This is a genomic window from Mitsuaria sp. GD03876 (assembly GCF_029840635.1).
In the GTDB taxonomy this organism is placed as follows: Bacteria; Pseudomonadota; Gammaproteobacteria; order Burkholderiales; family Burkholderiaceae_C; genus Roseateles.
Genome location: NZ_JAOCCU010000025.1, coordinates 56,417 through 69,608 on the forward strand (window position 1 = coordinate 56,417; position 13,192 = coordinate 69,608).

At 70.8% G+C, this 13,192-nt stretch carries 9 protein-coding genes and 1 tRNA gene; 5 read left to right on the plus strand and 5 right to left on the minus strand.

Annotated features, from left to right (window positions below):
- Positions 1-364 precede the first annotated feature (364 nt).
- The gene (locus tag N5D62_RS16680; RefSeq protein ID WP_279759009.1) at positions 365-1,627 is read right to left on the minus strand and encodes an MFS transporter; all 1,263 of its coding nucleotides are present in this window, start codon (positions 1,625-1,627) and stop codon (positions 365-367) included.
- 137 nt (positions 1,628-1,764) lie between these two features.
- On the opposite strand from N5D62_RS16680, the gene N5D62_RS16685 reads away from it, so the two are divergent.
- Together N5D62_RS16685 and N5D62_RS16690 are read left to right on the plus strand one after the other, a co-directional pair.
- A complete protein-coding gene (locus N5D62_RS16685; protein ID WP_279758981.1) occupies positions 1,765-2,715 on the plus strand; it encodes a LysR family transcriptional regulator in 951 nt (316 codons plus the stop codon).
- 136 nt (positions 2,716-2,851) lie between these two features.
- Positions 2,852-3,649, plus strand: a complete 798-nt coding sequence (locus tag N5D62_RS16690; protein ID WP_279758982.1) for a substrate-binding domain-containing protein — start codon at positions 2,852-2,854, stop codon at positions 3,647-3,649.
- A gap of 101 nt (positions 3,650-3,750) precedes the next feature.
- Here N5D62_RS16690 and N5D62_RS16695 read toward each other — a convergent pair.
- The 3 genes from N5D62_RS16695 to N5D62_RS28285 all read right to left on the minus strand — a co-directional run bounded on the left by N5D62_RS16695 (position 3,751) and on the right by N5D62_RS28285 (position 6,549).
- A tRNA-Ala gene (locus N5D62_RS16695) sits at positions 3,751-3,826 on the minus strand.
- Positions 3,827-3,942: 116 nt separating this feature from the next.
- Entirely contained in the window at positions 3,943-5,337 is a 1,395-nt protein-coding gene (locus N5D62_RS16700) for a hypothetical protein (RefSeq protein WP_279758983.1), read from the minus strand.
- 120 nt (positions 5,338-5,457) lie between these two features.
- Positions 5,458-6,549, minus strand: a complete 1,092-nt coding sequence (locus N5D62_RS28285; protein ID WP_347881819.1) for an NlpC/P60 family protein — start codon at positions 6,547-6,549, stop codon at positions 5,458-5,460.
- Between the two features lie 244 nt (positions 6,550-6,793).
- Between N5D62_RS28285 and N5D62_RS16710 the strand changes: the two genes are divergently transcribed.
- Both N5D62_RS16710 and N5D62_RS16715 read left to right on the plus strand, forming a co-directional pair.
- A complete protein-coding gene (locus N5D62_RS16710) occupies positions 6,794-8,761 on the plus strand; it encodes a propionate--CoA ligase (protein WP_279758984.1) in 1,968 nt (655 codons plus the stop codon).
- Positions 8,762-8,772: 11 nt separating this feature from the next.
- A complete protein-coding gene (locus N5D62_RS16715; RefSeq protein ID WP_279758985.1) occupies positions 8,773-10,767 on the plus strand; it encodes a Zn-dependent oligopeptidase in 1,995 nt (664 codons plus the stop codon).
- Here N5D62_RS16715 and N5D62_RS16720 read toward each other — a convergent pair.
- The gene (locus tag N5D62_RS16720) at positions 10,752-11,600 is read right to left on the minus strand and encodes an HAD family hydrolase (RefSeq protein WP_279758986.1); all 849 of its coding nucleotides are present in this window, start codon (positions 11,598-11,600) and stop codon (positions 10,752-10,754) included. The genes N5D62_RS16715 and N5D62_RS16720 overlap by 16 nt on opposite strands.
- A 91-nt stretch (positions 11,601-11,691) precedes the next feature.
- Between N5D62_RS16720 and mdtD the strand changes: the two genes are divergently transcribed.
- Complete coding sequence (mdtD, locus tag N5D62_RS16725; protein WP_279758987.1) at positions 11,692-13,155, plus strand: multidrug transporter subunit MdtD; 1,464 nt, start codon at positions 11,692-11,694, stop codon at positions 13,153-13,155.
- The last annotated feature ends 37 nt before the right edge of the window (positions 13,156-13,192 follow it).

Here is a 13,192-nt window from a genome sequence, read left to right on the forward strand (position 1 = left end):
CGGATCGCGGGGGAGATCGCGGAATCGGGTTTCGGGCGGTTGGCGGCGATTCTGTTCGAAAAGCGATCACGAATCTGTATCCGTTGAGGGGCTGGTCAGGGGCGTGGAGAAACGGCCACACCTGAGTTCCGAGCAGCCTGGAAAAGCTGCTAGGCATTCTCGAAGTCGATCGGCAACGGGTGGCCGGCGCCATGCCGGTTCGGTCAATCGCGGCGGGAAGCGCTGTGCGCTCTGAGCGCGAACGGCCCCCGCGACCTTCTCGAGGGTCGAGGGGGCTCGGCCTGCCGTCGTCCCGACGGCTCCTTGGCGTTGCGCGGTACCCGCTACGGCGCGCGTGGATCGCGACGACGCGCCCGCTTGGCGATCACCGCGCCCGGACGATGCCCCGGTAGAGCAGGGCGGTCGCGGCCAGGCCGATCGCGGCGGCGCCGCTCATCCACAGGGCCGGCGCGGCCTTGTTGCCGGTGTGCTCGATCAGCCAGGTGGACACCAGCGGCGTGAAGCCGCCGAACAGGGCCGTGGCCAGGCTGTAGGCCAGCGAGAACCCGGTGGTGCGGACGTCCATCGGCATGATCTCGGTGAGCGCGACGATGGTGGCGGCGTTGTAGCTGGCGTAGAGGAAGGACAGCCACAGCTCCACGCCCAGCATGCGCTCGAAGGACGGCGCCTGGACCAGCCAGGACATCGCCGGATACGCGGTCAGCAGCGTGAGCAGGCTGAAGGTCACCAGCAGCGGCCAGCGGCCGATGCGGTCGGACACCGCGCCCATCACCGGCAGCCACACGAAGTTGGACAGGCCGACGCAGAAGGTCACCAGCAGCGCGCTGGTGGCCGACAGGTGCAGGACGGACTTGCCGAAGGTCGGCGTGTAGACGGTGATCAGGTAGAACGAGACCGTGGTCATCACCACCAGCATCATCCCCGCGCCGACCAGCGCCCAGTTGCGCAGCATGGAGGCGACGATCTCGCCGAGGGACGGATGGCGCTTGCGCGCGAGGAAGGCGTCGGTCTCCGCCAGCGAGCGGCGGATCTGGAACACGAACGGCAGGATCAGCGAGCCGATGAAGAAAGGGATGCGCCAGGCCCAGTCGCTGATCTGCGCGCTGGAGAACCACTGGCCGATGCCGTAGCCGAGCGCGGCCGCGACCATGATGGCGGCCTGCTGGCTGGCGGACTGCCAGCTCACGTAGAAGCCCTTGCGGCCGGGCGTGGCCATCTCCGCCAGGTAGACGGACACGCCGCCGAGCTCCACGCCGGCGGAGAAGCCCTGCAGCAGGCGGCCGGCCAGCACGAGCGCCGGCGCGAGCACGCCGATGGACGCGTAGGACGGCGTGAACGCGATCAGCACGGTGCCGCACGCCATGATGGCCAGCGTCAGGATGAGGCCCTTGCGGCGGCCGATCCGGTCGATGTAGGCGCCCAGGACGATGGCGCCCAGCGGGCGCATCAGGAACCCCGCGCCGAAGGTGACGAAGGTGAGCATCAGCGACACGTACTCGCTGTCGCTCGGGAAGAAGGTCTGGGCGATGTAGGTGGCGTAGAAGCCGTAGAGGAAGAAGTCGAACATCTCCAGGAAGTTGCCGCTGGTGACGCGCAACACCGCGCCGAGGGCGGCTCGGCGGGGCATGCGGGGCGGCGGGAGGGGCGTGGTCGACGCGGCGATCGGGGTCATGGCTGTCTCCGGGAACGGCATTTTTCTTGGCGGCGATGATGCTTTCGGGGCAGCATTGCGGGAAGTGCAAAGAACGGAATGATTGATGCGCCATGAGAATCAATTTCGACCTGGGTGAACTGGCGGCCTTCGTGGCGGTGGCCGAGCGGATGAGCTTCCGGGCGGCGTCGGAGGCGCTCTTCATCTCGCCCTCGGCGCTGAGCCGGCGCATCGACCGCATCGAGGAGGCGCTGGGCGTGCGGCTCTTCGACCGCACGACGCGCCGGGTCAGCCTGACCGAGGACGGCGAGCAGTTCCTGGTCCACGCGGGCGAGGCGCTCGCGTCGCTGCAGAACGCGATCGCCGACGTCGGGGACCGGGCGGAGCGCCGCGCCGGGCTGGTGACGGTGGCCTGCATCCCGTCGGTGGCGAATCACCTGCTGCCGGCGGTGCTGGCGCGGTTCGCGGCGCTGCATCCGGACACGCGGATCAAGATGCTGGACCACAGCGCGCCGATGGTGCTGAAGGCGGTGGTGGAGAAGCAGGCCGACTTCGGCGTGAACTTCCTGGGCGCGCAGGAGCCGTCGATCGACTTCGCGGCCATCGTGAAGGAGCGCTACGTGCTCGCGGTGCCGGCCCGGCATCCGTTGGCGGCGCTGCGGTCGATCGGATGGGAGGAGTTCGTCGGGGAGCGGTTCATCTCGCTGGCGGCGGACAGCGGGAACCGGATGCTGCTGGACAACGCCGTCGCGCAGGCGAAGGCGAGGCCGGCGACGCATGTCGAGGTGAACCACGTCGAAGGCGCGCTCGCGCTGGTGCGGGCGGGATTGGGCGTCAGCGCGATCCCGCGGCTGGCGTTGGCGGGGACCGCATCGAAGGAGTTGGTCGGCGTGCCGCTGACCCGGCCGCAGGTGAGCCGCACGCTGGGACTGATCACGCGCAAGGGGCACCGGTTGTCGGCGCGGGCCGAGGTGCTCGCCAGGCTGCTGGTGCAGGCGTTGAAGCAGGCAGGCGTGGTGCAGGAGGCGGCGCCTCCGGTGGGCCGGAAACGCGCCTCGGCTTGATGCGCGTGATGGGCCTGATGCGCCTGATGCGCCTGATGCGCCTGATGCGCATGGCGCAATGATTGTGCGGAACGTTGCACTGGACGCATGAAGAGGGCCTCCGCAAGATGACGGCATCTTGTTTCAGGACCGTCCCATGCGCAGCAAGCCTTCCCTCCGCCGCCGTCTCGTTGTCGCCGCCGCGCTGATCGGCGCGCTCGGCGTCGTACCGTCGGCGCGCGCCGCCGATCGCATCGTCGCGGTGTCGTCAGGCGGCTTCGCCGAGGCCTTCAAGACGCTCGCCGCCCGCTACGAGAAGGACGCGTCCGCCGTGACGGTGGATCGGCAGTTCGGCCCGTCCATGGGCGAGACGCCCCAGGCGATCCCGGCACGGCTCGCGCGCGGGGAAGCGCTGGACGTGGTGATCATGGTGGGGCCGGCCTTGGACAAGCTGATCGCCCAAGGGCTGGTGGACGGGGCGACGAAGGTGGTCCTCGCCGATTCCTACATCGCCTGCGCGGTGCCGGCCGGTGAGCCGGCGCCAGACCTCGACACGGTCGAGCAGGTCAAGGCCGCTTTCCTGAACGCGCCGTCCGTCGCGTGGTCGGACAGCGCGAGCGGGGAGTACATCCAGCACGTGCTGCTGAAGCGGCTGGGGATCGAGTCGCAGGTGAAGGCGAAGGGGCGGCAGATTCCCGCGACGCCGGTGGGCGAGATCGTGGCGTCACGCCAGGCTGCCTTCGGCTGCCAGCAGCGCAGCGAGCTGCAGCCGGTGGAGGGCATCCGCATCGTCGGCGAACTGCCAAGCGAGATCCAGAAGGTGACGCCGTACGCGGCGGGTGTCGTGACGAGCACCCGGTACCCGGTCCAGGCGGCGGCGTTCATTCGCTACCTGGCTTCGACCGGGAGCGCCGACGCGCTGAGGCAAAGCGGCTTGCATCCCACGGCGAGGTGAGGGCGGGGGGCTTCCGCGGCGCAGCCGCCGGCCCCATAACCCCAGAAGCGGAGCCACAAAGACGAAGGCCTCAGAGGTCACCCTCTGAGGCCTGAATCTGTTGGTGGAGAGGAGGAGGATCGAACTCCCGACCTTCGCATTGCGAACGCGACGCTCTCCCAGCTGAGCTACCCCCCCAACGAAGACTCGGACTATAGCAGAGATTTTCATGGCGGCCGCGATTTGGATGGAAGTCAATCGCCAATCGCACCCTGGGGCGATGCGGATGCCGGCATCGGCGGGGTGGCTGGTGGCTACCAGCGGCAGCCCTTGTCCCGCGCGGTGTCGCGCACCAGCGGCACCACCGCCAGCAGGCCCTTGTCCGCGTAGGCCTTGCGGCAGTCCTGCTGGCCGGCCCTGCGCATCTCCTCGGCCAGCGGATCCTTTTCCTCGGGAGGCTTCGGGATCGCGGAGATCACGCCGGATGAGTTGCCCCGAGGTCTCATCGGACCGCGCGACGCGTTCAGGTCGAGATTGAGTTTGTTGGGCGCGTTCGGTGGCGTCGAGGCTGGCGTGGCCACGTCATGGCCGATTCGTGCGCCCGCGTCCGGCGCGCCGACACTGGGTTGCGTGGTCGTCGGCGTCGTCGAACCGTCGAGCGAGACACGATTGGCCGGCGTGGGGGTCGGCGACGGCGTTGTCGCCACGCGAGGTTGAGGTGTCGGCGCGGGTGCCGGCGTCGGGGTCGCCGCGGCGGCGGGTGGTGTCGGCGCTGGCGTGGGCGTGGGTGTGGGCGGTGTCGGTGTCGGTGCCGGTGTCGGTGCCGGAGTGGGCGTTGGGGCCGGCGTGGCAGGCGCCACCGTCGGAGCGGGCTGCGGCGGCGTGACGGGTGCCGGCGGCTGTGGGGTGAGCGGCGGCAGTTCCTGCGGCGCCTTCAGTTCCTGCGGAGCCGGAGGTGTCGGGGTGCGTTCGATCGGCGCGCGATCGAGGCGGCGCAGCGTCGTCGGCGTGTCGCTGAGGATCGGCGCGGGGCGCTCCGGCAACTGCAGCGTGGGCGAGGGCGCCTGCAGGGCGTCCGTCGGCACGGCCGGGCGCGCCGGTGTCGCTTCGCGGGACGGGGCGATGCGGGTGGGTGCCACCACGGTGGCCTCTCCCGGCGTGGTGAGCGTCGTGATCGCAGGCGGAGCCTCCGCGGGAGGCGTGGGCGCTGGAGGCGGGGTAGGGGTAGGCGTCGGCGTCGGCGTCGGCGCTGGAGGTGTGGGCGGTGTCGGCGTCGGTGTTGGCGTCGGAGCGGGCGTCGTCGCCGCGGGCGGCGCGCTGCGGTCGGCGGGCGCGTCGCCGGTCAGTTCATCACCGGGCTGTTGCCGCCACTGCCCCTGTCGCGCGGCGCCGGGGGTCTTGCGTTCCTCGGGCGTCGGCGGCTGCTCCCTCACCGTGCCGCCGGCGCGCGGCTGCTTCGCCTCGCCGACCGGTCCGCGCTCGGGCAGCACCGTGGCCGGCTCGCCCGAGCCGGGCTCGAAACGGTCGCCCTGCAGCCGCACGTTCAGCGGGCCCCAGGCGCCTTCGCCCGGCTTGGCGGTGCCGCCCGGCGCGTTGCCCAGCACCAGCACCAGCAGCACATGCAGCAGCGCGGCCAGCAACAGGGCCTGCCCCATCTGGTCGGGGGCGCGGTGCAAGGGAGTCGTGGCGGGATCGAGGACGGCGGACAAGGTGGATCGCGAGGGCTCGCGGCGAACGGCGCCGCGGGGCAGCATAGCCGGGATCGACCGGGCGACGGGTCAGGGCTTGTCTCTGGAACGGGCGGGGCGCCGGCGACGCGGCGCGCGGGCTCAGCTGCCCGCGTTGGCCTGGTTCAGGTCGGCGCGGCGGCCGCCGGTGAAACGCTTGGCCCAGTAGGCCTCGCGCATGTCCTCGACGCGGACGGCGCCGCCCACGCGCGGCGAATGGATGAACTTGCCTTCGCCGACGTAGATGCCGACATGCGAGAACGTCGCGCGCATCGTGTTGAAGAAGACCAGGTCGCCCGGCTTGAGGTCTTCCTTCTTGATCGGGATCAGGCTCGACATCTTGGCCTGCTCGTCGGCGCGGCGCGGCAGCACCAGGCCGACGCTCATCTCGAAGATGTGGCGGGTGAAGCCGCTGCAGTCGAAGCCGTTGCTGACCGAGTTGCCGCCGCGCTTGTACGGCACGCCCAGGAAGTTCATCGCCGACAGCACCAGGTCCGAGGCCTTGTCGCGGACCTGGTTCAGCAGGCCGGGCGAGGCGGTGTCGGGGGCCGTGCCGCCCTGCGCCTGCGCGACGATGCCGCGCTGCTGCAGGAAGCGGGCGACCGAGTCGCTCGCGTTGGCGTTCGCGTTGCCGACGGCCGCGCCCATCAAGGCGGTCGGCGGCAGCGCCGGGGTGGGGGTGGCCGGGGTCGTGTTCGTCGACGGCGTCGTCGCGACCAGCGCCGCGGCGGTGCCGGCGGCGGCGATCGTCGTCGCGGCGGCCACCGGGCCGGCGGGCGAGCGCATCAGGCTCTGGCCGTAGGCGCCCATCATCGTGCCGGCTGGCGGCGCGGCCTCGGCGCGGGTGTCGTTGCGGCTGTCGTTGCGGGATTCGGCCTTGGCGTCCGATTTGACGTCGGCCTTGGCGTCGGCGACCTTGGGGTCAGGCTTTGCCGCGGCGGTCTTGTCGGCGACGGGGGTCTTGTCCTTGTCCGCCTCGGCGGACTTCGCCTTCGCGTCCTTGGCGCCGTTCTTCGACGCGACCGGCTTGGCCGCCTTCGAGGACTTGGCCTGGGCCTTGGGCTCCGCCTTCTTCGCCGCCGGCTTGGCGGCGGCCTTGGCCTGCGCCTTGGGCTTGTCGGTGGTGGACGAGGTCGACTGTTGCGCCCAGCAACTGCCGCTGGCCAGGACGCACATCAGCCCCAGGGCGGCCATGGCGCGCTGGAGCGGTCTGCGTCGGGGAGCGGGGGGGAAGGGGCGAACGGTTCTCATCGTTGTTGGGCGCGGAGACTAGGCACCATCTCCGTACCGGTCAAGCGCGAATGCCCTCGGGGCGGCGCTTGGCTAGGGAAAGTCCGGGCGTGGCCACGAGACCCTTCCCAGGAAAAACCCGGATTGGACCACAGGCCCATGACGGAACGCTGTGAACGAAAGTTTCAGCCAAGCTCCCGGTGCCAGGATGCGTGCGAAATTCGCGCGCCGGGTGGCCCCGCCGCCGAACCCGAACGACAAGGAGATGACGATGACGTCCAGATATGTGGACTTTTACCGGCGCTCGATCGACGACCCGGACAGCTTTTGGACCGAGCAGGCCCGGCTGATCGACTGGGAACGCCCGTTCGACCAGGTCTGCGACGCGAGCCATCCGCCGTTCGCGCGCTGGTTCGTCGGCGGGCGCACGAACCTGTGCCACAACGCGGTCGACCGCCACGCCGCTCGGCGGCCCGCGGATCCGGCGCTGATCTGGGCCTCGAGCGAGGTCGGCCAGGAACGCGTCATCTCGTTCGCCGAGCTCCAGGCCGAGGTCGAGGCGATGGCCGCGATGCTGCGCGAGCAGGGCGTGGGCGTCGGCGACCGCGTGCTGATCTACATGCCCATGATCCCGGAGGCCGCCTTCGCGATGCTGGCCTGCGCGCGGATCGGCGCGATCCATTCGGTGGTCTTCGGCGGCTTCGCCAGCCATGCGCTGGCCAACCGCATCGACGACGCCGAGCCGGTGCTGATCGTCAGCGCCGACGCCGGCAGCCGCAACGGCAAGGTCGTGCCCTACAAGCCGCTGCTGGACGAGGCGATCCGGCTGGCCGCGCACCGGCCGGCGGCCGTGCTGATGGTCGATCGCGGGCTGAGCCCGTTCGAGCGCGTCGAGGGCCGCGACCTCGACTACGCCGCGCTGCGCGCGCGGCTGCTCGGCACGCGCGTCGCCTGCGAGTGGCTGCCGTCGGACGCCATCAGCTACACGCTCTACACCAGCGGCACCACCGGCCGGCCCAAGGGCGTGCAGCGCGACGTCGGCGGCTACGCGGTGGCGCTGGCGGCCAGCATGGCCCACATCTACGACGGCCGCGCCGGCGAGACCTTCTTCTCCACCAGCGACATCGGCTGGGTGGTCGGCCACAGCTACATCGTCTACGGCCCGCTGATTGCCGGCATGGCCACGCTGATGTACGAAGGCACGCCGGTCAGCCCGGACGCGGCGGTCTGGTGGAAGCTGGTCGAGCGGCACCGCGTCACCGTGATGTTCAGCGCGCCGACCGCGGTGCGGGTGCTCAAGAAGCAGGACCCGGCCTGCCTGACGCGGCACGACCTGTCGTCGCTGCGCGCGCTGTTCCTGGCCGGCGAGCCGCTGGACGAGCCGACCGCGCGCTGGATCGCCGACGCCATCGGCAAGCCGGTGATCGACAACTACTGGCAGACCGAGACCGGCTGGCCGATCCTGACGCTGGCGCGCGGCATCGAACCCGCCGAGCCCAAGTTCGGCTCGCCCGGCGTGCCGATGTTCGGCTACCGCGTCCGGCTGCTGGACGAGCGCACCGGCGAGCCGCTGGACGAGCCGCGCCGCAAGGGGCTGCTCGCGATCGAGTTCCCGTTGCCGCCGGGCTGCATGCAGACCGTCTGGCGCGACGACGAGCGCTTCGTGCGCACCTACTGGTCCAGCGTGCCGGGGCGGCAGGTCTACTCGACCTTCGACTGGGCGCTGCGCGACGAGGACGGCTATTACTTCATCCTGGGCCGCAGCGACGACGTCATCAACGTCGCCGGCCACCGGCTGGGCACGCGCGAGATCGAGGAGTGCGTCGCCGGCCACCCGGCGGTGGCCGAGGTGGCGGTGGTGGGCGTGGCCGATGCGCTCAAGGGCCAGGTCGCGATGGCCTTCGCGGTGCTGAAGGACCCGGCGCGCGCGGCCGCGCCGGAAGACGCGCTCGCGCTCGAGGGCGAGATCCTGCGCCGCGTCGACCAGCAGCTCGGCGCGGTGGCGCGGCCGTCGCGGGTGCGCTTCGTGGGGCTGCTGCCCAAGACGCGCTCCGGGAAGCTGCTGCGTCGCGCGATCCAGGCCGTCTGCGAACATCGCGATCCCGGCGACCTGATCACGCTCGACGATCCGGCCGCCCTCCAACAGATCCACGACTTGATGAAGGGGACGTCCTGATGATCCGCCGCATGTTCCGCAAGCACGCGCTGTTCCTGGCCGCGGCCGCGTCGATGGCCGCGCCCGCGCTGGTCCTGGCGGCCGCGCCGGCGACCCGGCTGCCGACCCCGGCCTTCCCGTCCTTCGCCGACGCGAAGGCGGTCGACCGGGCCTGCGACGCCGGGCTGAAGGCGCTCAACCGCGAGGTCGCGCAGCTGGCCAAACGCAAGGTCGACAAGGGCTGGCTCGGCGCCTACGACCTGCTGATCGCCCACCACGAGGACGCGCGTTTCCCGATCGACTTCGTCCAGAACGTGCATGCCGACAAGGCGGTGCGCGACGCCGCGCAGGCCTGCGCGCTGCGCTGGGTCGACTTCCAGACCGCGCTGACGCAGAACGAGCGCGTCTATCGCGGCCTCAAGACCGCGCCGGCCGCCGACGCGATCGACGCCGAGCTCAAGCGCAACGCGCTGGGCCTGTTCGAGGACAGCGGCGTCGGCCTGGACAAGGACAAGCGGGCGCGGGCCAAGCAGATCCTGGACAAGCTCTCCGGGCTGGAGCAGCAGTTCTCGACCGCGATCCGCGACGCCAACATCCGCGTCGCGTTCAGCGTCGAGGAGCTCAAGGGCGTGCCCGAGTCCGTGTGGAAGGACAAGCCGCGCGACGAGCAGGGCCGCGTGCTGCTGGGCGTGGACAACCCGACCTACACCGCGCTGATGCAGACCGCCGAGAGCGGCGCCGCGCGCGAGCGCATCTGGCGCGCCAAGACCAACGAAGGCGGCGAGGGCAACCTCCGGCTGCTGAGCGAGATCATCACGCTGCGCAAGGAGTACGCGGGCCTGTTCGGCTACGACAACTACGTCGACTTCAACCTGCGCCGCCAGATGGCCAAGGACGCCGCGACGGCGACGCGTTTCCTCGGCGAGGTCAAGGGCACCGTCCAGCAGGGCGAACGCGCCGACCTCGAGGACCTGCGCAAGGCCAAGGCCGAGCACCTCGGCACCGCGCTCGACGCGACCACGGTGACGCAGTGGGACGGCGTCTTCTACGCGGAGCGGATCCGCAAGCAGCGCTTCACCGTCGACCAGGAGGCGTTCCGCGCCTACTTCCCGCCGGCCGAGAGCCTGGCGTTCACGCTGCGCGTCGTCGACCGGCTGCTGGGCGTGACCCACACGCAGGTGCGGCTGCCGGGCCTGTGGCATCCGGACGTGAAGGCCTATGTCGTCAGCGACACCGCGACCGGCCAGGCGCTGGGCACGCTGTACGTGGACCCGTTCCCGCGCGACGGCAAGTACAACCACGCGGCCGTCTGGCCGCTGCGCTCGAGCAGCACGCGGCTGGACCGCCATCCGGCCGCGGCGCTGGTGGTCAACCTCGATCGCAACGGGTTGTCGCTGGACGAGCTCGAGACGCTGCTGCATGAACTCGGCCACGCGGTGCACAACAACCTCGCGCGCACCCGCTACGTGTCGCTGGGCCAGTGGGCGGTGATGCACGACTTCGTCGAGGCGCCGTCGCAGATGCTCGAGGACTGGGTCTACGACGCGCGCGTGCTCAAGCTGATGGCCGAGGTCTGCCCGTCGTGCAAGCCGGTGCCGGACGAGCTCGTGGCCAAGGCGCGCGCGGCGCGCGACTTCGCCAAGGGCACCAAGTTCGGCCGCCAGCACCTGTACGCGAGTTATGACCTCGCGCTGCACGGCAAGACCGTCCAGGATCCGCTGGCGCTGTGGTCGAAGATGGAAGGCGACACGCCGCTGGGCCACGTGCCGGGCACGATGTTCCCGTCGCGCTTCGCGCACATCGCCGGCGGCTACGGCGCGGGCTACTACGGCTACCTGTGGAGCCTGGTCGTCGCGATGGACCTGCGCACGCCGTTCGCCGCGGACAAGCTGGACGCTGCCGTCGGCAAGCGCTATCGCGACGCGGTGCTGTCGCGCGGCGCGGAGAAGCCGGCGCCGGAACTGGTGCGCGACTTCCTCGGCCGCGAGTCCAACGCCAACGCGTTCTACGACTATCTGCGCAAGTAGCTCAGCCAGTCCTCGCGGATGAACTGCATCACGGCGTCCTCATGGTGGAAGCCGATGATGCGGTGCGCGGCCTGCTTCACGTCGTCGCTGGCGTTGGCCATCGCGACGGCGTGGTGGGCCGCCTTCAGCATCGTCAGGTCGTTGACCTGGTCGCCGAAGACGACGAGCTCGCGCTCGTGCAGCGCGTAGCGCTGCGCCAGCGTCGCGATCGCCTGGTCCTTGCTGGCGCGGCGGTCGTGCACGTTCAGCCAGGGCCAGCCCGGCATGTAGAGGTCCTCGGCCAGGTGCGTGGTCACCAGGTCGCCGCAGGTGGCGAGGATCTCGGCCTGCAGCGCCTGCAGCGGCTCGGTCTGGCCGACGACCAACAACGTCACCAGCGGATCGCCGAGCTGGTCCTGCAGCCGGTCGACCTGGCGCAGGCGCGGATCGGCGTTGCGCTGGCGCTCGGTGACGAAGCGCTGCTGGCCCTCGTTCTGCACCTCCTGCCAGAACAGCTGGTCGCCCTTGGGGCCGTGCGTGGCGATGAAGGGCATCAGTCCGTGGCGCCGCACCAGCGCGAAGATCGCCTGCCCGAGGGCCGGCTCCATCGCGTTGATGAGCTCATGCCGGCCGGTGCGCAGGTCGCTGATGTAGGCGCCGTTGGACGAGACCACCGGCAGCGAGATCGGCAGCCCCTCGAGGATGCGGGCGATCGACACCACGTGGCGCGCGCTGGCGACGGTGAAGGCCAGGCCTTCGGCGAGCAGTTCGGTGAGGCCGGCGCGGGTCGCGGCGGACAGGCGGGCCTGCGGGTCGAGCAGGGTGCCGTCGAGATCGGAAACGTAGAAGCGCATGGGGGCTGGACAGCATTCGGGCGCCGGAACGGCCGCCGCGACAGGCGCACATCCTACGCCGCCGGGGTTCGATACTTGCCGGATGCCGCCCATGCCTCCTTCCTCGACGACGCCGCTCGACGTGCTCGGCCGCCCGGTCCTCGACGATGCCACCCGCCGCTGGCTGCCCTGGGTCGTCGCGCTGGCGTTCTTCATGCAGACGCTGGACACGACCATCCTCAACACCGCACTGCCCGGCATGGCGCGCGACCTGGGCGAGGACCCGCTGCGGATGCAGTCGGCGGTCGTGGCCTACCTGCTGACGGTGGCCTTGCTGATTCCCGCCTCCGGGTGGCTGGCGGACCGCTTCGGCACCCGGACCGTGTTCCTGTGGGCGATCGGGCTGTTCAGCCTGGGATCGCTGGGTTGCGCGGTGTCACCCAGCCTGCACATGCTGGTCGTCTCGCGGGTGGTGCAGGGCGTCGGCGGGGCGCTGCTGGTGCCGGTGGGCCGGCTGGTGGTGCTGCGCGCGTTCCCGAAGGCGGAGTTCCTGGCGGTGATGACCTTCATCAGCCTGCCGGGGCTGGTCGGGCCGCTGCTCGGGCCGACGCTGGGCGGCGTGCTGACCGAATTCGCCAGCTGGCACTGGATCTTCCTGATCAACCTGCCGGTCGGGCTGGCCGGCGCCTTCGCCTGCCGGCGCTACATGCCGCAGATCAAGGGGCCGATCGGCCGGCGCTTCGACTGGGGCGGCTACGGGCTGTTCAGCGTCGGGCTGATGCTGATGTCGCTGGCGCTGCAGGGCTTCGGCGAACACGTGGTCAGCACGGCGGTGTGCATGGTGATGCTGGTGGCCGGCATGGCCAGCATGATGGCCTACTGGCTGCATGCGACCCGGGCCGAGGAGCCGCTGTTCACGCCCGCGCTCTTCGCCGTGCCGACCTTCCGGATCGGGCTGCTGGGCAACGTGTTCGCGCGGCTGGGCAGCGGCGCGACGCCGTTCCTGACGCCGCTGTTCCTGCAGGTGGGCCTGGGCTTCACGCCCAGCGAGGCCGGCCTGTCGATGATCCCGTCGGTGCTGGGGGCGATGTTCACCAAGACGCTGGCGATCCGGCTGATCAAGCGCGCCGGCTACCGCCGCGTGCTGGTCGTCAACACGCTGCTGCTGGGCGTGCTGATCGCCAGCTTCGCGCTGATCCCGCGGGGCGTCGGCCACGTGTGGCTGGCCATCCACCTGGGCCTGTTCGGGATGATCAACAGCATGCAGTTCACCGCGATGAACACGCTGACGCTGGGCGATCTCGACGAGCGCACCGCCAGCGCCGGCAACAGCCTGCTGGCGGTGGTGATGCAGCTGTCGATGAGCCTGGGCGTGGCGACGTCGAGCGCGTTCCTGCTGCTGTTCTCGCACGGCCTGCCGCGCACCGAGGGCGCCGCGATCGTGCCGGCCTTCCACGGCACCTACCTGGCGCTGGGCGCGATGGCCGCGATGGCGTCGTTCATCTTCCACCAGCTGCGCCGGGACGAGGGCGCGGCCGAGGAGACGGTGCAGTCCAAGCTGACGCCGGAGGAATAGGGCACGGCGGGCGCAACGAAAAAGCCACCCCGGAGGG

Excerpts from the sequence above, each read along its gene's own strand:
- N5D62_RS16680 (WP_279759009.1), bottom strand. The coding sequence starts at position 1,627 with ATGCCCCGCCGAGCCGCCCTCGGCGCGGTGTTGCGCGTCACCAGCGGC.
- N5D62_RS16685 (WP_279758981.1), top strand. The coding sequence starts at position 1,765 with ATGAGAATCAATTTCGACCTGGGTGAACTGGCGGCCTTCGTGGCGGTG.
- N5D62_RS28285 (WP_347881819.1), bottom strand. The coding sequence starts at position 6,549 with ATGGCCGCCCTGGGGCTGATGTGCGTCCTGGCCAGCGGCAGTTGCTGG.
- N5D62_RS16710 (WP_279758984.1), top strand. The coding sequence starts at position 6,794 with ATGCGTGCGAAATTCGCGCGCCGGGTGGCCCCGCCGCCGAACCCGAAC.
- N5D62_RS16715 (WP_279758985.1), top strand. The coding sequence starts at position 8,773 with ATGTTCCGCAAGCACGCGCTGTTCCTGGCCGCGGCCGCGTCGATGGCC.
- mdtD (WP_279758987.1), top strand. The coding sequence starts at position 11,692 with ATGCCTCCTTCCTCGACGACGCCGCTCGACGTGCTCGGCCGCCCGGTC.
- N5D62_RS16690 (WP_279758982.1), top strand. The coding sequence starts at position 2,852 with ATGCGCAGCAAGCCTTCCCTCCGCCGCCGTCTCGTTGTCGCCGCCGCG.
- N5D62_RS16720 (WP_279758986.1), bottom strand. The coding sequence starts at position 11,600 with ATGCGCTTCTACGTTTCCGATCTCGACGGCACCCTGCTCGACCCGCAG.